The organism is Fusobacterium perfoetens, from assembly GCF_021531595.1.
GTDB lineage: Bacteria > Fusobacteriota > Fusobacteriia > Fusobacteriales > Fusobacteriaceae > Fusobacterium_B.
The window spans coordinates 235,100-254,163 of record NZ_JADYUD010000001.1; the positions used below are offsets into that span (position 1 = coordinate 235,100).

16 protein-coding genes and 3 tRNA genes are annotated in these 19,064 nt (G+C 30.0%); 13 read left to right on the plus strand and 6 right to left on the minus strand.

All coding sequences use genetic code 11. The annotated features are described in order from the left end of the window. Positions 1-31 precede the first annotated feature (31 nt). From I6E17_RS01045 to I6E17_RS01055, 3 genes are all read left to right on the plus strand, one after another. Entirely contained in the window at positions 32-1,234 is a 1,203-nt protein-coding gene (locus I6E17_RS01045) for an acetate/propionate family kinase (RefSeq protein WP_235234993.1), read from the plus strand. A 172-nt stretch (positions 1,235-1,406) separates the two neighbouring features. After that, positions 1,407-4,973, plus strand: coding sequence for a pyruvate:ferredoxin (flavodoxin) oxidoreductase (gene nifJ, locus I6E17_RS01050; RefSeq protein WP_235234994.1), 3,567 nt, complete (start codon positions 1,407-1,409; stop codon positions 4,971-4,973). 191 nt (positions 4,974-5,164) lie between these two features. Further along, a complete protein-coding gene (locus I6E17_RS01055) occupies positions 5,165-6,526 on the plus strand; it encodes an MATE family efflux transporter (RefSeq protein WP_235234995.1) in 1,362 nt (453 codons plus the stop codon). A 54-nt stretch (positions 6,527-6,580) separates the two neighbouring features. Here the strand turns inward: I6E17_RS01055 and I6E17_RS01060 are convergent, their stop codons facing one another. Further along, complete coding sequence (locus tag I6E17_RS01060) at positions 6,581-7,042, minus strand: hypothetical protein (protein WP_235234996.1); 462 nt, start codon at positions 7,040-7,042, stop codon at positions 6,581-6,583. Positions 7,043-7,201: 159 nt separating this feature from the next. On the opposite strand from I6E17_RS01060, the gene I6E17_RS01065 reads away from it, so the two are divergent. From I6E17_RS01065 to I6E17_RS01090, 6 genes are all read left to right on the plus strand, one after another. Next, a complete protein-coding gene (locus tag I6E17_RS01065; protein ID WP_235234997.1) occupies positions 7,202-9,301 on the plus strand; it encodes a penicillin-binding protein in 2,100 nt (699 codons plus the stop codon). Beyond that, the gene (gene priA, locus I6E17_RS01070; protein WP_419180970.1) at positions 9,302-11,644 is read left to right on the plus strand and encodes a replication restart helicase PriA; all 2,343 of its coding nucleotides are present in this window, start codon (positions 9,302-9,304) and stop codon (positions 11,642-11,644) included. A gap of 18 nt (positions 11,645-11,662) precedes the next feature. Further along, on the plus strand, positions 11,663-12,187 hold the full coding sequence (def, locus tag I6E17_RS01075) for a peptide deformylase (RefSeq protein ID WP_235234999.1): 525 nt from the start codon (positions 11,663-11,665) through the stop codon (positions 12,185-12,187). Between the two features lie 15 nt (positions 12,188-12,202). Beyond that, on the plus strand, positions 12,203-12,475 hold the full coding sequence (locus I6E17_RS01080) for an FtsB family cell division protein (RefSeq protein ID WP_235235001.1): 273 nt from the start codon (positions 12,203-12,205) through the stop codon (positions 12,473-12,475). A 16-nt stretch (positions 12,476-12,491) separates the two neighbouring features. After that, positions 12,492-13,541, plus strand: a complete 1,050-nt coding sequence (gene glpX, locus I6E17_RS01085; RefSeq protein WP_235235003.1) for a class II fructose-bisphosphatase — start codon at positions 12,492-12,494, stop codon at positions 13,539-13,541. A gap of 92 nt (positions 13,542-13,633) precedes the next feature. Beyond that, positions 13,634-14,122 (plus strand): hypothetical protein, encoded by a 489-nt coding sequence (locus tag I6E17_RS01090; RefSeq protein WP_235235005.1) that lies wholly within the window; start codon positions 13,634-13,636, stop codon positions 14,120-14,122. A gap of 59 nt (positions 14,123-14,181) precedes the next feature. Here I6E17_RS01090 and I6E17_RS01095 read toward each other — a convergent pair whose 3' ends face one another. After that, on the minus strand, positions 14,182-14,343 hold the full coding sequence (locus I6E17_RS01095; RefSeq protein ID WP_235235006.1) for a hypothetical protein: 162 nt from the start codon (positions 14,341-14,343) through the stop codon (positions 14,182-14,184). Positions 14,344-14,487: 144 nt separating this feature from the next. Here I6E17_RS01095 and I6E17_RS01100 point away from each other — a divergent pair, with 144 nt between their 5' ends. From I6E17_RS01100 to yfcE, 4 genes are all read left to right on the plus strand, one after another. Continuing rightward, positions 14,488-15,327 carry a YitT family protein gene (locus I6E17_RS01100; RefSeq protein WP_235235007.1) on the plus strand — a complete coding sequence of 280 codons (840 nt, stop codon included), beginning with the start codon at positions 14,488-14,490 and terminating at the stop codon, positions 15,325-15,327. 136 nt (positions 15,328-15,463) lie between these two features. Then, entirely contained in the window at positions 15,464-15,949 is a 486-nt protein-coding gene (locus tag I6E17_RS01105; protein WP_235235008.1) for a hypothetical protein, read from the plus strand. 231 nt (positions 15,950-16,180) lie between these two features. Continuing rightward, positions 16,181-17,350, plus strand: coding sequence for an iron-containing alcohol dehydrogenase (locus I6E17_RS01110; RefSeq protein WP_235235009.1), 1,170 nt, complete (start codon positions 16,181-16,183; stop codon positions 17,348-17,350). 30 nt (positions 17,351-17,380) lie between these two features. Continuing rightward, on the plus strand, positions 17,381-17,923 hold the full coding sequence (yfcE, locus tag I6E17_RS01115) for a phosphodiesterase (protein ID WP_235235010.1): 543 nt from the start codon (positions 17,381-17,383) through the stop codon (positions 17,921-17,923). Between the two features lie 119 nt (positions 17,924-18,042). On the opposite strand, the gene I6E17_RS01120 is transcribed toward yfcE, so the two are convergent. The 4 genes from I6E17_RS01120 to I6E17_RS01135 all read right to left on the minus strand — a co-directional run bounded on the left by I6E17_RS01120 (position 18,043) and on the right by I6E17_RS01135 (position 19,064). Next, positions 18,043-18,119: transfer RNA gene (locus tag I6E17_RS01120), tRNA-Met, on the minus strand. Between the two features lies 1 nt (position 18,120). Then, a tRNA-Ala gene (locus I6E17_RS01125) sits at positions 18,121-18,197 on the minus strand. A gap of 150 nt (positions 18,198-18,347) precedes the next feature. Continuing rightward, positions 18,348-18,923 carry a YdeI/OmpD-associated family protein gene (locus tag I6E17_RS01130; protein WP_235235011.1) on the minus strand — a complete coding sequence of 192 codons (576 nt, stop codon included), beginning with the start codon at positions 18,921-18,923 and terminating at the stop codon, positions 18,348-18,350. 70 nt (positions 18,924-18,993) lie between these two features. After that, positions 18,994-19,064: transfer RNA gene (locus tag I6E17_RS01135), tRNA-Met, on the minus strand.

The following is a 19,064-nucleotide window of genomic DNA, read 5'->3' on the forward strand; positions in this document are numbered from 1 at the left end:
ATGAAAATATTATTGAGGAGTGTCGAATTTAATGAAAGTATTAGTAATAAACTGTGGGAGTTCATCTCTTAAATATCAATTATTAAATCCAGAAACAAAAGAATTATTTGCAATAGGATTATGTGAAAGAATAGGAATTGAAGGATCTAAAATGGAATATGAAGTTCCATCTAAAGATTTTGAAATTACAGTAACTGAACCTATGCCTACACATAAAGAAGCATTAGCACTTGTTATAAATGCAATAACAGATAAAGAACACGGAGTAGTAGCTTCTGTTGATGAAATTGATGCAATAGGACACAGAGTTGTTCATGGAGGAGAAGATTTCGTTAAATCTGTTTTAATAACAGAAGAAGTTATAAAAGGTGTAGAAGCAAACAATGAACTTGCTCCATTACACAATCCAGCAAACTTAATAGGAATCAGAACTTGTCAAGAACTTATGCCTGGTAAACCAAATGTAGGAGTATTTGATACTGCATTCCACCAAACAATGCCTGCAGAAGCATTTATGTATGCTCTTCCATATGAAGATTATACAGAATTAAAAGTAAGAAAATACGGATTCCACGGAACATCTCATAAATTTGTTTCTCAAGAATGTTTAAGAGAATTAGGAAATCCAGAACATTCAAAAATAATAGTTTGTCACTTAGGAAACGGAGCTTCAATATCTGCTGTAAAAGATGGAAAATGTATAGATACATCTATGGGACTTACTCCATTACAAGGTGTAATGATGGGAACTAGATGTGGAGATATTGATCCAGCTGCAGTATTATTTATAAAAGGAAAAAGAGGACTTACTGATAAAGAAATGGATAACAGATTAAATAAACAATCTGGAATCTTAGGAGTATTTGGAAAATCTTCTGACTGTAGAGATATGGAAAATGGAGTTGCTGAAGGAGACGAAAGAGCAATCCTTGCAGAAAAAATGTTTATCTATAAAATAAAAGCATATGTAGGAAATTATGCAGCACAATTAGGTGGAGTAGATGCTATCTGCTTTACTGGAGGAATTGGAGAAAATGCAGCTCATATAAGAGAAGCAGTTGTTGAAGGATTAGACTTCATGGGAATTAAAATTAACAAAGAAGTTAATGCAGTAAGAAAAAAAGGAATAGTTGATTTAACAGCAGCAGATTCTAAAGCAAAAATCTTCAAAATACCTACAAATGAAGAACTTGCAATAGCAAGAGATACTTATGAAATAGTAAGCAAAAGATAAAAAAACTAAAAAAATATAAATATTTAAAGATAATGAAGGAAAATATAGACAATTTTTCGATTTATTGGTAAAATAAGAGTGTGTGTGCGATTGTCATGTCGCACACATGAAAATAAAGTAGCAATGTGATTTAAAAATAAAACTCAAAGTTAAATAAAAGGGAGGAACCAAAATGGCAAAAAAAATGCAATCTATGGATGGTAACCAAGCAGCTGCATATACATCATATGCGTTTACAGAAGTAGCAGGAATCTATCCAATAACTCCATCATCTCCAATGGCTGAATATGTAGATGAATGGGCATCAAAAGGAATGAAAAACATCTTTGACGTACCAGTAAAAGTTGTTGAAATGCAATCAGAAGCAGGAGCAGTTGGTACAGTTCACGGATCTTTACAAGGAGGAGCTTTAACAACTACATTCACAGCTTCTCAAGGATTACTTTTAAAAATTCCTAATATGTACAAAATAGCTGGAGAATTATTACCAGGAGTTATGCACGTTGCAGCAAGAACTTTATCAGTTCAAGCTATCAACATCTTCGGAGATCACCAAGACGTGTATGCAACTAGACAAACTGGTTGGGCAATGCTTGCTTCTAACTCAGTTCAAGAAGTAATGGATTTAGGAGGAGTTGCTCACTTATCAGCAATTAAAGCTAGCGTTCCATTCTTACACTTCTTTGATGGATTCAGAACTTCTCACGAAATTCAAAAAGTAGAAGTTATGGACTATGAAGTTTACAAAAACTTAATAGACATGGAAGCTGTAGAAAAATTCAGAAAAAGAGCTATTAACCCTGAATTCCCAGTAACTAAAGGTTCATGTCAAAACGACGACATCTACTTTGCATCAAGAGAAGCTCAAAACAAATATTATGATGCAATTCCTGATATCGTAGCTCATTACTTAGATGAAATTTCTAAAGTAACAGGAAGAGATTACAAACCTTTCAACTACTATGGACATCCAGAAGCTGACAGAGTAATCGTTGCTATGGGTTCAGTTTGTGAAACAGCTGAAGAAGTTGTTGACAACTTAATCAAAAATGGACAAAAAGTTGGTTTAGTAAAAGTTCACTTATACAGACCATTCTCTGAAAAATATTTCTTCAATGTTTTACCAAAAACAGTTAAGAAAATTGCAGTTCTTGATAGAACTAAAGAATCTGGAGCATTAGGACAACCTTTATATCTTGATGTTGTTGCTTTATTCAACGGAAGAGAAGAATCTCCAGTAATCATCGGTGGAAGATATGGTGTTGGAGGACATGATACTACTCCATCTCAAGTATTCGCAGTTTATGATGAATTATTAAAAGACGCTCCTATGAGAGACTTTACAGTAGGTATAGTTGACGATGTTAACCATACTTCATTAGAAGAAACTAACTTCACTGTAGTATCTGACGAAGATGTTAAAGCTTGCTTATTCTATGGATTAGGAGCTGACGGAACAGTTGGAGCTAACAAAAACTCAATAAAAATCATCGGAGACAAAACAGACTTATATGCTCAAGCATACTTTGCATATGACTCTAAAAAATCTGGAGGAGTTACAAGATCTCACTTAAGATTTGGTAAAAAACCTATCAGATCAACTTACTTAATAGAAGCTCCTACATTCGTAGCATGTTCAGTACCAGCTTACATTGGACAATACGATATGATAGGTGGACTTAAAAAAGGTGGAACTTTCTTATTAAACTGTGTATGGGATAAAGAAGAAATTCTTAACCACATTCCTAACAGTGTTAAAAAAGTTCTTGCTGAAAAAGAAGCTAAATTCTATATCGTAAACGCAACTAAACTTGCTCAAGAAATAGGATTAGGAAACAGAACAAATACAATAATGCAATCTGCATTCTTCAAATTAGCAGACATTATTCCATTTGAACAAGCTCAACAATACATGAAAGATTATGCTAAAAAATCTTATGCTAAAAAAGGTGACGATATAGTTCAACTTAACTATAACGCTATTGATAAAGGAGCAGACGGAATTGTTGAAATTACTGTTGATCCAGCATGGAAAGATTTAGTTCCTGAAGAAAATATAGCTCATAAAGAATATGCTTCTGAATGTTCTTGTGATGCAACAGTTCATTATGCTAGAGAAATAGCATATCCAGTTAACCATGTTAAAGGATATGACTTACCAGTTTCTACATTCAATGGATATGAAGACGGAACAATGGAAAACGGATTAGCAGCATTTGAAAAAAGAGGAATAGCTGTAAATGTTCCTGAATGGAAAATAGAAAACTGTATCCAATGTGGACAATGTTCTTATGTATGTCCTCACGCAGCAATCAGACCATTCTTATTAGACGAAGCTGAAGTTGCAGCTGCACCAGCTGGAATGGAATTTAAAGCTCCAATAGGAAAAGGATTAGAAGGATACAAATACAGAATGCAAGTTTCTATAATGGATTGTACAGGATGTGGATCTTGTGCTAATGTATGTCCAGCTAAAGAAAAAGCTCTTGTAATGATTCCTTTAGATGAAGCTAAAGCTAAAAATGAAGATAAAAATGCTCACTACATGTTCAACCATGTAACTTACAAAGATAACTTAATGGCTAAAAATACAGTTAAAGGATCTCAATTCGCTCAACCACTATTTGAATTCAATGGTGCTTGTCCAGGATGTGGAGAAACTCCTTACTTAAAAGCTATAACTCAATTATTCGGAGAAAGAATGATGGTAGCTAATGCTACAGGATGTTCTTCAATCTACTCTTCATCTTCTCCATCAACTCCTTATTGTAAAAATGCAAACGGACATGGACCATCATTCGGAACTTCATTATTTGAAGACAATGCTGAATACGGAATGGGAATGCATGTTGCAGTTGAAACATTAAGAGACAGAATCCAAGATGTAATGGAAAAAGGAATGGATAAAGTTCCTGCTGAAGTTGCTGAATTATTCAAAAAATGGATTGCTAACAGAACAAGTGGAGCTGTAACTCAAGAAGTTAAAGAACAACTAGTTCCTATGTTAGAAGCTGCTGGTGACTGTGAAGTTGCTAAAGAAATCTTAGGATTAAAACAATATCTAGTTAAAAAATCTCAATGGATCTTCGGAGGAGACGGTTGGGCATATGACATCGGTTATGGTGGATTAGACCATGTTCTTGCAACTAACGAAGATGTTAATGTTGTAGTACTAGATACAGAAGTTTACTCTAACACTGGAGGACAAGCTTCTAAATCAACTCCTACAGGAGCAACTGCTAAATTCGCTGCTGCTGGTAAATCATTCAAGAAAAAAGACCTTGCTGCAATAGCTATGTCTTATGGACATATCTATGTTGCTCAAGTATCTATGGGTGCTAACCAACAACAATATCTAAAAGCTATCCAAGAAGCTGAAGCTTATAATGGACCATCTTTAATCATAGCTTACTCTCCATGTATCAACCATGGAATCAAAAAAGGTATGAGCAAAGCTCAAACTGAAATGAAATTAGCTACTGAATGCGGATACTGGCCAATATTCAGATATAACCCTATGTTAGAAAAAGAAGGTAAAAACCCTCTACAATTAGATTGTAAAGAACCTAACTGGGATAAATATCAAGAATATCTATTAGGAGAAGTTAGATATGCTACTCTAGCTAAATCTAACCCTACTGAAGCTGAAGCATTATATGCTAAAAACAAAGCAGATGCTAAGAGAAGATGGAAACAATATGTAAGACTTGCTGCTATGGACTTCTCTAACGAAGACTAATTGCAGGTTACATATAGTTTAAATCAAAATCTTAAATAATTAAGAATATTAACGGTACAGTTTTATGGCTGTACCGTTTTTATATTTACTTTATTTTACACAGTTTTTATTTTATATTATAATGGAATGTGTTATACTAATAAGTACTGGAAATTGGATATAAAATATTTTATAACAAGGTGATTATATAAATGAAATTATCAAATGATTTGGGAAATGATTCAGTTCTTGCACTTGTATTTAAACTTGCTGTTCCTACAATACTTGCTCAACTTGTAAATCTTCTTTATAGTATAGTTGACAGAATGTATATAGGACATATTCCTGAAATTGGAAGCATGGCTCTTGCAGGAGTTGGTGTGTGTGCTCCTATAACAACTTTTCTTTCATCTTTTGGAACGCTTGTAGGTATAGGAGGTTCTATACTTATGTCTATAAGAATGGGAGAGGGTAAGCATAAAAAAGCACAGCATATACTGGCAAATAGTTTTTTTGCTCTTTCAGTAATAGGTGTTCTTCTTACTATAATATTTCTTATTTTAAAAAATAAACTTATTATGCTGTTTGGGGCAAGTGCAGTGACATTTCCTTATGCAAATACATATTTAACAATATATACTTTAGGAACTTTTTTTGCTCTTATGGCTGTAGGGCTTAATTACTTTATAGCTTGTCAGGGATTTCCTATGGTAAGTATGTTTACTGTAATTATAGGTGCTGTTACAAATATAATTCTAGATACAGTTTTCATATTTAAAATGGAAATGGGAGTAGCAGGAGCAGCATGGGCAACAGTGATAGCACAAATTCTTTCTTTTATCTTTGCCTTTAGATTTTTAAGAGGAAAGAAAACAAAGATAGGTATAGTTTTTAGAAGTTATTCTTTCAGAATAATAAAAAATATTGTTAAATTTGGATTTTCTCCATTTTTTATAACAACAACAGATAGTGTTATATTGATAGCATTAAATGCAATGCTTCAGAAGTATGGCGGAGAAGGGAAGGGAGATCTTCTTATTTCAGGGGCTGCAATAGTTCAAAGTTATATTCTTTTAATAACAGGGCCTCTGCTTGGATTAACAGGAGGAACACAGCCTCTTTTAAGCTTTAATTATGGAGCAAAAAAAATAGATAGAGTTAAAAGGGCAGAAAAATATGTTTTAATGTTTGCTTTAACTATAACAACAACAATGTTTATTTCAACAAAGTTTATATCCCCTTATTTTATAAGTTTCTTTACTGATGAACCAAATTTATCAAAAATAGCATATGAGGGAATAAAAGCAAGTCTTTGGGGAATAGTTCCTCTTTCTTTTCAATATTGCTTTGTTGACTGCTTTACTGCTGTAGGAAGAATAAAAACAGCTTTTGGACTTTCAATGTTCAGAAAAAGCATTTATGTATGTAGTGTGTGTGTGCTTCCAATTTTTTTTGGTGCTGAATCAGCTTTTACAGCACAATCTGTTGGTGATTTTGCAGGTGCAGCAATGTGTATTTTAATATTTAGTCTAATTTTTAATAAGCATCTTGAAAAAAGAATAAGACAAAACTAATAAAAAAACCGAGAGTAAGATTTTTTAGAAGAATACTTATTCTCGGTTTATTAATTATACTGTAGGAAATAAATCAGACTGAAGCTTTTTTTCATTTTTTATTGTAAGTTCGTGAAAGTATACATTATTTAAAAATTTCAGAATAGACTTTGAAATATCTTTTCCTTTTCCGTAATGAACAACACTTTTTTCACAAATAAGATTATAATTTTCTGTTTGACCTGCAAAAGCTATTGCTATATCAATATCTGTTGTAATTTCATTAGTAAATTTCGTTTTTATAGTTTTGTATATGTTAAGAGCTTTTTCTTTATTTTCATCTGTATTTTTATCATTGAATTTTATATTGTATTTTTTTTCAAGTTTATCTCTAAGATTATGCAGAGTTTTATTATATGACAGAGTTTTATAGTAGTTATCCAAAATATATGAATAATCTACAAGAATAAGTTTTTCTGAACGGCAGAAAGTACTTGCAGATATAATAAAGAAAAAGACATATATAATTTTTTTCATTCTACCTCCTTTACTTACAAGAAAATTATATAACATTTATTAAAATTAATCTACAAATATTTCATGAGCAAGAAAAAGATTTATTATTAAAAAAAATAAAAATATCATGCTGTATCTGATATAATATAATAGAGAAGATATTGATAGGAGTGTGCAGCTTTGTTTAAATTAAAACTATTTATACTTATTATAGATTTAATATGTCTTGGAGCAGGTATATATTATAAAAAACATATTATAATTGCAGGGGCAGTCATATTTCTTTTTTATTTTTTGTGGATATTCAGAAAATGGAAAAAGATTAACTGTAGAAATAATTTTACAATAAGGGCAAGAGCCACAAGTGATATTGTTTTATTTCTTATGATAATTCTTTCTTTAAGACTTTACAATATTCAAGTAATAAATAATGAAAAGTACAGGGCTGTAGTTGAAAAGCAGATACAGGGAGTATACAATATAAAAGGAAACAGAGGAAATATTTATGATAATGCAGGAAGAGAACTTGCATACAATATAAATATATACAATGTATTTGTAGATCCTGCAAGAGTGGCTGGAAATAGGAAAGCTATAGATGCAGTAAAAGAAATTATTAATGAAACAGAAATAAATAAAGATTATAGAAAATTTATTGAAGAAATAAGAAAAGATGCTGAAAAAGGAAGAAGATATAAAATATTTTCAAAAGCAGTAAGTGAAAGAGATAATGAGAAAATACTTAAAATAAAAAAGAAATATAAGCTTATCAATAATGAAATTTTCATAGAAAAAGAAAGCAGAAGAAAATATTATAAAAAAGATCTTTATCAAACTATTGTAGGAACAGTTGGATTTGCAGGAGATAATAGAGATATTACAGGAACAGTTGGAATAGAAAAAGGATATGAAGATTATTTAAAAGGAAGAACAGCAAGAAGAAAAAATATTTTTGCTAAAAACAGAAGTCTTATACTTCCTACTGCAAAAGAGGAACTTCCTTTAAATCTTAATGGAAAAAATGTATATCTTACAATAGACAGAGATATTCAGTATATCCTTAATGATGAAATGAAGAAGCACTACGAATTTACAAACTCTGAAGAGGCTTATGCTGTAATAATAGATCCAAATACTGGGGAGATACTTGCAACATCAGTTTTTAATAAAAAGAAAAATAATTATAGAAATCCTGTATTTCAAAATCAGATAGAACCAGGATCTATATTTAAACCTATAGTTGTAGCAGGAGCACTTCAAGATGGTTATATAACTAAAAACAGTGAATTTGATATAAAAGATGGTAAAATTCAAAAATATAATCACACAATAAAAGAAGCCAGCAGATCAACAAAAGGAATTCTTACTCTTCCACAGGTTCTTGAAAAGTCAAGTAATGTTGCCATGGTACTTATAAGTGACAGATTTAACAATGCTACAATGGAAAAGTATCTTGAAAACTTTGGATTTTATAATAAAACAGGAGTAGATTTTCCATATGAAGTAAAACCTTACACAACAAGCAGCAGAAGATGGGATGGGCTTAAAAAATATACAATATCTTTTGGCCAAGGAATAGCAGTTACCCCTATTCAAATGGCAGCAGCTTTTTCTGCTATTGTAAATGGAGGGAAGTTATATCAGCCTTATCTTGTAGACAGAATAGAAAGTGAAGATGGGGTAGTTATAAGAAGAAATCTTCCTAAGCAGATAGGTCAGCCAATAGATGAAAAGACTTCAAAACTTATGAGAGAGATGCTTGAAAATGTAGTTGAAATAGGTGGAGGAAAACAAGCTAAACTTGAAGGATACAGAATAGGTGGAAAAACAGGAACAGCACAGATAAGTGGTGGTAAATCAGGATATATAAAAGATGATTATCTTACATCTTTTGTAGGATTTTTCCCAGCAGATAAACCTAAATATTTAGGAATAATAATGTTTTACAAGCCACAGGTAAGTAATGAAGTAAGATATGGAGGGCTTGTTGCAGCTCCTGTCTTCAGAGAAGTTATAAAGCGTATCACAATGAATAAAAGTATAGAATCAAATGATGTTACACAAATAGGTACAAAAGTTAAACAAATAAAAAAAGATTATGTAGGTACAATTACTACAATGCCAGATTTAAAAGGAATGTCATTAAGAGAAGCAATAAATCTTTTTAAAAATGAAAATATAGATATAAAAATAGAAGGAATAGGAACAATTGTAAACCAATATCCTGCTCCAAAAGAAAGTCTTGAAAATGTGAAAGAAATAAAAATTTATTTAAAGTAGGTGAGAAAGATTAGGTATTATAAATTATGTGTAGACGGTACAAACTCTTTTTTCACTTATTGTGATGAAAATGATGAGTATAATATTGGGGACAGAGTAGCAGTAAGTTTTCGTGGAAGAGAACAGGGAGCATTAATTGCAGAGCCAGATAAGAGCAGTGAATTTGAATTTAAAGTTTTACCTATAAAAAGAAAGCTTACTGGAGAAGTATCTTTAAATGAGACATATATGAAGATGCTTTTATGGGTAAGAAATTATTATATGTGCAAATTTGAACAAGTTTTGAAAGCAGCAATACCTTCAGATTTAAAAGTAAAATATGAAGAAGTTTATAAACTTACAGATAATGGAAGAAATGATTTTTTAAATCCTATAATAAATTATTTTCTTGAACGGGAACAAGTGACAAAGCCAGTTTTAAGAAAACATTTTTCTAAAGAATTTATTAATAATGCTGTAGAAAAAAATATATTAATTATCAACACAAATAAAAAAATATGCTATAATTTTAAGTCAGAGCTGTTTTTTTCAGAAGATGATTTAAAAGGTATTTCAAATGATTTTACAGAAGAAAATTTGAGAGAACTAAAAAATTATTTTACAAGAAAAAGTGAGATGATAAAAACAAGTCTTGAAAATAAATTTGCAAAGAAAGAAATTGAAAGACTTATAAAAGAGGAAAAGCTTTTATTTATAAAAAGGGTGAAAGAAAAAGAAGAAAAGAAAATTTTATCTCAGGAAAAAGAAAAAATTTCTGTAAATGCAGTTTTAAATAGTGAACAGCAAAAAGTGAGAGACAAAATTCTTAATTCTCAGAAAAAATATTTTCTTATAAAAGGAATAACTGGATCAGGAAAAACAGAAATATATATAAATCTTATAAGAGAAGCTCTTTTAAGAGGAAAAGGATCTATTTTTCTTGTTCCTGAGATATCTCTTACTCCTCAGATGGTTGAGAGGTTTAAGAAAGAATTTGAAGATGGAGTTGCCATTCTTCATAGCAGACTTTCAAATAAAGAAAGAGGAGAAGAATGGCTTAAGTTATATTCAGGAGAAAAAAAAGTAGTTCTTGGAGTAAGATCAGCTGTATTTGCTCCTGTTAAAGAATTAGAGTATATAATAATTGATGAAGAACATGAAAGCAGTTATAAACAAGATACAACTCCTATATACAATGCAAAATTTGTAGCACTGAAAAGAAGCCAGCTGGAAGGATGCAAGGTTATTTTTGGATCTGCTACTCCTTCAATAGAAAGTTATTATTTTGGTAAAACAGGAATGTTTGAACTTCTTACTTTAGAATCAAGATATAATAATGCTGTTTTGCCTGATGTTAAAGTTGTTGATATGAAAGATGAGGAAGATAGTTTTTTCAGTAAAGAACTTCTTAAAAATATAAGAGAAACTCTCTTAAAAAAAGAACAGGTTATTCTCCTTCTTAATAGAAAAGGTTATTCAACAATGGTTCAATGCAAAGAATGTGGGCATATAGAGGAGTGCGAGCATTGCTCTATAAAAATGAGTTATTATCATAGCAGAAAAACATTGAAATGTAATTATTGTGGAACAGAAAAAAGATTTAATGGAAAATGCAGCAAATGCGGAAGCAGTGAACTTGATTTTGGTGGTAAAGGTGTTGAACAGGTAGAACATAAACTAAAAGAATATTTTGATGTTCCTATAGTAAGAATGGACGCTGATAATGCACGGGAAAAAAATTTTTATAAAGAAACTTATTATAAATTTCTTAATAAAGAATATGATATAATGATAGGGACACAGCTTATAGCTAAAGGTCTTCATTTTCCAAATGTAACTCTTGTGGGAGTAATAAATGCAGATATGATTTTAAGTTTTCCTGATTTCAGAGCAGGAGAAAAGACATATCAGCTTATAACACAGGCAGCAGGAAGAGCAGGAAGAGGGGATAAGAAAGGAAAAGTAATAATTCAGTCATATCAGCCAGAAAGTTATGTTATGGAAAAAATAATGAAGAATGACTATGAAGGATTTTACAATTCTGAAATAGAAATGAGAAAAATTTTAGGTTATCCTCCATTTTCAAAAATTATTAATATAGGAATTTCTTCTTCAAAGGAAGAAAAACTTGAAAAAATAGCTAAGAGACTTTTTAATGCTGTAAAAAGAGATTATGTAGAAATTTATGGGCCTAATAAAAGTCTTGTATATAAAGTTAAAGATAGATATAGAGAAAATATCTTTATAAAAGGAAGCAAAAAAAATATAGATTATTATAAAAAAGAACTTGAAAAAATTTTAACAGAATTTGATGATGAGGGGTGCAGAATAGTAGTTGATATAGACCCTGTAAATCTTATATAATAGTAAAGGAGAAAGAAAATGATATACGAAATAAAAAAATATGGTGAAGAATGTCTTGTGAAAGAATCTGTTCCTGTTGAAGCAGTTACAGATGAAATACTTGAAATACTTGAAAATATGGTTGAAACAATGCATGAAGCAAATGGTGTAGGGCTTGCAGCTCCTCAGGTTGGAATAAATAAAAGATTCTTTGTAATAGATATAGGAGATGGAGTTGTAAGAAAAATAATTAACCCTGAAATACTTGAATCATCAGAAGAAGTTACAGAAAGTGATGAAGGATGTTTAAGTGTTCCTGGAATTTATAGAAAAGTAAAAAGAGCTTATGAAATTAAGGTAAGATATATGAATGAAGCAGGAGAAATAAAAGAAGAAACTATAAATGGTTTTCTTGCAAAAGCATTTCAGCATGAATTTGACCATCTTTCAGGAACTCTTTTTATTGAGAGAATATCACCTGTGTCTAAAAAATTAATAGCACAAAAATTAAAACATTTAAAAAGAGAAACAGAAAGAGAACACAAAAATAAAGCAAATAAATAATAAGGCGGTTCTGTTATGATAAATCCTAAAAGAATAGGGGCTGTACTTTTTATAATTATAAATATAGCTAGTTTTGGCCCTAATATATACAGAAGCTGTGTAAAGGTATCAAAATTAGAAAAAGAAATTTCTTCTCTTAAAGAAGCTCAATGCAGTATAAGAGAAAAAATTAAAAATTATGACAAAGAAATAGAAGAATTGAAAGATATTAATAACAGAGAAAAAATGGTCCGTAATAAACTCCAAATGGTAAAACATGGAGAAATAATTTATAGAGTTACAAAATAAAGGAGGAAAATTTTAAATGAAAAGAGAATTGGCATTAGAGTTCGCCAGAGTAACTGAAGCAGCAGCACTTGCAGCACAGAAATGGGTAGGAAGAGGAGATAAGAACCTTGCAGATGGTGCAGCAGTAGAAGCTATGAGAAATGTTCTTAACAGAATCAAAATTGATGGAGAAATCGTTATTGGAGAAGGAGAAATTGACGAAGCTCCTATGCTGTATATTGGTGAAAAAGTTGGTTTAAAATATAATCCTGAAAAAATAGAAGATTTTAGAGATGAAGAATTATATGCTGTTGATATTGCTGTTGATCCTATAGAAGGAACTAGAATGACAGCTCAAGGACAACCTAATGCTATTGCAGTTCTTGCAGCAGCTGAAAGAGGAACTTTCCTTAAAGCACCTGATATGTATATGGAAAAATTAGTTGTAGGTCCTGAAGCAAAGGGAGTTATTGATCTTAATAAATCTCTTGAAGATAATATCAGAAGTGTAGCTAAAGCACTAAATAAAGAAGTAAAAGATATGATGATAGTTGTTCTTGATAAACCTAGACATAAAAAAGCTATGGAACAAATAAGAGATCTTGGAGCAAAACTTTATGCTCTTCCTGATGGAGATGTTGCAGGTTCTATTCTTACTTCAATAGTTGACTCTGATGTTGATATGCTTTATGGAATAGGAGGAGCTCCTGAAGGAGTAATATCAGCTGCAATAATAAGAGTCCTTGGAGGAGATATGCAAGGAAGACTTCTTCTTAGAAGTGATGTAAAAGGTTCTGATGATAAAAATGATAAAATATCTGAAGATGAAAAAAGAAGATGTGATGAAGTAGGAGTTGAAGTAGGAAAGAAACTTCTTCTTGAAGACTTAGTAAAAACAGATGAGATTATTTTCTCTGCAACAGGTATTACAAGTGGAGATCTTTTAGAAGGGGTTAAAAGAAAAGGAAATATTGCAAGGACTCAAACTCTTGTAGTAAGAGGAAGCAGTAAAACTGTAAGATATATAAATTCTGTTCATAATCTTGAATTTAAAGATATATATCTTGAAAAATTATTAAAAGATTAATTAAAATTATAAAAATTCTAAAGGAGCTGTTGCGATTTAGAAAAGGCAACAGCCCTTTCTTTATAATAAAAAAATAAAATTATGGAGGAATAATGTTTTTTTACGAAGATTTTATAAAAAAACTTGATGGCAGTCTGCAAGGAACAGGAATAGAAAAGTTTGGACTTGATGTAAAGAAAACTGTAGTATGGCTTGGAACAGGAATACTTTTCCTTATCGCAGGGATTCTTGAACTTTATATTAGTTGGAAAAAAGATTTTGCTGTTACAGATCTTGTTGTAGGGGTAATTTTTCTAATTTTAAGTTTCAGACATTTAAAAATGTATTTTGGTTATAAAATCATTTTAGATTTTACTGAAGGGAAGTTAAAAAGTAAAGGAATTACTTTTGAATTTGAAAAAGTAAAAAGCTGTGTTTTAAGAGAGCAAGTACTTGGGAAAAAAAGAAGAATGGAAGTAGTTCTTGATATAGTTACAGAAGAGGGACAGGAAGTTATAATTCCTTTGATGATGAATAATAAACTTAGATTTGCAAGTCTTATAAAGAATAAACTTGGAAGAAAATTTACAGTAGAAAAATAAAAAAATTTATAAATGAACAGAGTCACTTTGTAGTGGCTCTGTTTTTATATTATAATTCTTTAAAAAAGATTGTATCCTAGAAAGTAATTTATAAAAGTAAGAAAAGCACCAGCTATTATAAGGCTTAGAATAATCTTAAATATAAATCCAAGAATAGAGGTAAAAATTTTAAAGATAAGAAAAAATATAAGAATAGCACCTATAATTGCAATTATTTCCATGTAAAAACTCCTTTCATATAATATTTATATTAATATAATAACATATAGAAAAGAGGAAGTTAAACAGAATTTAATAAAAAATAAAATAAGTGCTATAATATTATTATAGAGATATACAAAAATATATACATTTTGGAGGAGTCTATGAAAAAAGAATTATTAAAAGATATAGTTCTTATTACAGCTGGAGCTTTTATATATGCTTTTGGAGTAAATTATTTTTTTGTTGCAAATAAATTAGCTGATGGTGGACTTGCAGGAATTTCAGTTATTCTCCATTATCTTTTTAATTTTAATATTAGTATAACTTACCTTGTTCTTAATATACCACTTATTATAATGGGATATAAACTTATAGGTGGACAGTTTATTCTAAAAACATTTTATGGAACAACAATGACATCACTAGCATTTAGAGTATTTCAGAACTATCTTGGTACTATGGATGATAAACTTATAGCTTCAATATTTGGAGGGCTTATAATTGGAATAGGACTTGGGACAATTTTTGTAGGAGGAGGATCTTCAGGTGGAAGTGATATCTTAGTTAAAATATTAAATAAATATTTTGATATTCCAATAGGAAAAGCTTTTTTAGTACTTGATCTTTTTGTTCTTTCAGCACTTGGTTTACTTTTTGGCAGAGATGTTTTTATGTATACTCTTGTGGGACTTTTTATTTCAACTAAAGCAATTGATTTTATTCAAGATGGTGTTGATAAGGCAAAAGCTATGATGATAATTTCAGAAAAGAGTGAAGAAATAAAAGAAGAGATAATGAAACAGACAGGAAGAGGTGTTACAATCATAAATGCCAGAGGTGGTTATACAAATGACACTAAGAATGTTCTTTATTGCATAATGGGAAGGTATGAAGTAACAACAGTGAAAAGAATAGTAAAAAATCTAGATAGAAGAGCATTTATGAGCATATCTGAAGTTTCTGAAGTTTTGGGAGAAGGATTTAAAGATATTACAAAATAACAAAAATCAAAAATATTAAAAAAGTTGAAAAAATTATACAGTGTGCTATAATAAATCTACCTGAAAGGGAGAGGGAAATTTCATAATATAAAAGCTTTAAAAACAAATGATAAAGCTTAAATATGGGAGTGATATTATGTTGAAAAAAGTGGTGGCATTATTTATAATTTTAGGAAGTATAACATTTGCACAATGGGAAAAAGAATATGTGAAGAATGAACTTGGACAGCCTACAGATATATATTATTACATTTATAAAGGACAGAAAGGTTCTCCAAGTATACTTTTTTCAAAAAGTAATTTGATAATACAACTTAAAAAAAGAGTAGTAGAAAATCTTTATACAAGTTCACTTGTGATTGAAAATATAAAAATAATAGATGAGAAGGGAAAAATTCATAGTTTAGATGCTGGAATACTTATGGATATAGATAATTCTATACCTTATTCAATTATAGTAAATAGAAAAAATAAAATGATGATTGATTTAATGAGAAATAATAATACTCTTATTTTCCAATTTGGAAAAGGAGAGAATGAAGAAAAATTTGAAGTTTCTTTTTATAATTTTGATGCTATTTATGAAGAAACAGAAAGAACAGGATTTATAGAAGAAAAATAATAAATAATTTGAAAGAGAGTATCAAGAAATTAAAAACTTGATACTTTTTTTATTTTAGGATGTAAATTCTTCCACCAAACAAAAGTCCTATAAAAATTAAAATATATTAATATTTTTTAAAATAAAAAAATAACATATTCAGAAATTAAAATCAATAAAAGCATTTCTTTATTTTATAAAAATTTAATGGTATACTTTTAATAACAGAATGCTAAATTAAGGAGGTATCAAATGAAAAATTTTGTTTATAATATTCCTACAAAAATATTTTTTGGAAAAGGACAAATAAAAAAAATAGGACCTGAAATATTAAAATATGGAAAAAAAGTACTTCTTGTTTATGGGAAAGGAAGTATTAAATCAAATGGAATTTATGATAAAGCTATAGAGATTTTAAAAGAACATGGAATTGAATATTTTGAACTTGGAGGGGTAGATCCTAATCCAAGAACTGAAACTGTTTATAAAGGAGCAGAAATTTGCAAGAAAAATAGAATAGATTTAATTCTTGCTATGGGAGGAGGAAGTACTATTGACTGTGCAAAAGCAGTTTCCCTTCAAAGTAAATATGATGGCGATTTCTGGAAAGATTTCTATATTGACGGAAAAAAAGATCTTATAAAAGAGGTTACTCCTGTGGCATCAATTTTGACACTTGCAGCAACAGGAAGTGAAATGAATGGAAGTACTGTTATATCAAATACTGCTGTAAATATGAAAGTAGGATTTAATCACCCCAAATTAAAACCAGTTTTTTCAGTAGAAAATCCTGAATATACATATTCAGTTAGTAAATATCAAACTTGTGCAGGAGCTATAGATATAATGAGCCATTTATTTGAACAATATTTTTCAATTGAAAATGATGGCTTTTTACAGAATAGGATGATAGAAGGACTTTTAAAAACAATAATTCATTATGCACCTATAGCTATTGAAAATCCTAAAGATTATGAGGCAAGAGCAAATATAATGTGGACAAGCTCTCTAGCACTTAATGAACTTGTCACTTATGGAAAAATTTCTACTGACTGGGCAACTCATCAAATAGAGCATCAATTAAGTGCAGTTTATGATATAACACATGGAATAGGATTGGGAATACTTACACCTGCTTGGATGAAGTATGTACTTTCAGAAGAAAATATTCATAGATTTGTTGATTATGGAAAAAATATTTGGAATCTTTCAGGAAGCGATAAAGAAATAGCAGAAAAATCTATAGAAAAAACAAAAGAATTTTTCACATCTCTTGGATGCCCTTCTTCTTTATCTGAAATTGATATTGATGACAGTCATTTTGAAGAAATGGCAGCTAATGCTGTTTTTAAAGGATCTGTAGGTTCTATGAAAAAATTAACAAAAGAGGATATAGTTGCAATTTATAAATTAGCACTTTAGTATGAGTGCTATAGTTATGGAGGAAAAATTTTGAAACTGCTTGTTATATCAGATATACATGGTTCTCTTTTTTATCTTAAAAAGATAATCAGAATATTTGAAAAAAATAGATATGATAAAATTATTATTCTTGGAGATGAGTTGTATCATGGGCCAAGAAATCCTCTTCCTTTGGAATATAATCCAAAAGAAGCAGCAGAACTTTTAAATAAATATAAAAATAAAATAATAGCTGTAAGAGGGAACTGTGATAGTGAAGTTGATCAGATGGTTTTAAATTTTCCAATAAGAGCTGATTATAATATAGTTTTCTGGGAAAATAAAAAAATCTTTCTTACTCATGGGCATATTTATAATATTGATATCCCTCTTCCTATGGAAGAAGGAGATATAATGGTATATGGTCATTTTCATGTTCCAATGATAGAGAAAAAAGATGGAAAAATATTTTTAAATCCAGGATCAATATCTCTGCCAAAAGAAAATAGTTTAAATTCTTTTGGCGTTTTTGAAGATGGAAAATTTTACATAAAAGATATGGAAGAAAATATTTTAATGGAAACGGAATTATAAAAATAACGGCAGATTGATTTAATTTTCAGTCTGCCATTTTATATTATTCTATTGGAAGATTATGCTGCTTCATATAAAAAAAATTCCCTGCTGAATTATCAGCAAGGATTATTTACAAATGGTGCCTAGAAATAGATTCGAACTATCGACCGTACGGGTATGAACCGTATGCTCTAGCCAACTGAGCTATCTAGGCATGGTGGAGATAAGCGGGATCGAACCGCTGACCTACGCAGTGCAAGTGCGTCGCTCTCCCAAACTGAGCTATATCCCCAAGCACAAGAGTAATAATATCATAAAATAAAAAAATTGTCAATAAAAAATATTTATTATTGATATTTTTTTGCTGTAATTTTTTTAAAATTTTTTAGTTTTTTTATTTTTGAATTAGTTTATATTGTATTTTAAAAAAATGATAAAATTATTATTTTGTAAGTAAACGACCATTATCATTCCATTCGCCGTACATAACTCCAGCTTTTGTATTATCTAAAAGTTTTTGTAAACGACTTTTAAAAAGTTCAGGTTGTTTTTTCTTAATTTGAATAGTATCAATTCTCACACGCTGATAAAGAGAAGGAAAACTTTGAAATTTAGACCAAATTTCTGGATCGGCTTGTAATGCATTTAAGATATCTTTGTCAATTATAAATCCTTTATCAGTCATATCCGGTAGTACAGCACGACCAGCATCTGTCATCCGTCCTAATCGCTCCATTCTGCGACATCGCTCTTTATTTAATTCAGACCATAAACTTTTTTTCTTTCTAGGGGTTAACCTTTGTACTGTTGTTCCATTATCCATTTTCTTTGTAGTGCTGTCAATCCAACCGAAACACATCGCTTCTTCAACTGCATCTATATACCAAAATATTTTATCATCAACAGGGTGTCCACGCTTAACAATTATCCAACATTCATTTTCTTTATTATGATTTTCTAGAAGCCATTTTCGTAATTCATCACGATTGTGAACATTTAAGAGGTTTTTGATTTCCATTTATTTATCTCCTTAAATTTTCATTTGTATAAACAAAAAAACCACTCATATGAGTGGTGTTATTTTTAAATGGTGCCTAGAAATAGATTCGAACTATCGACCGTACGGGTATGAACCGTATGCTCTAGCCAACTGAGCTAT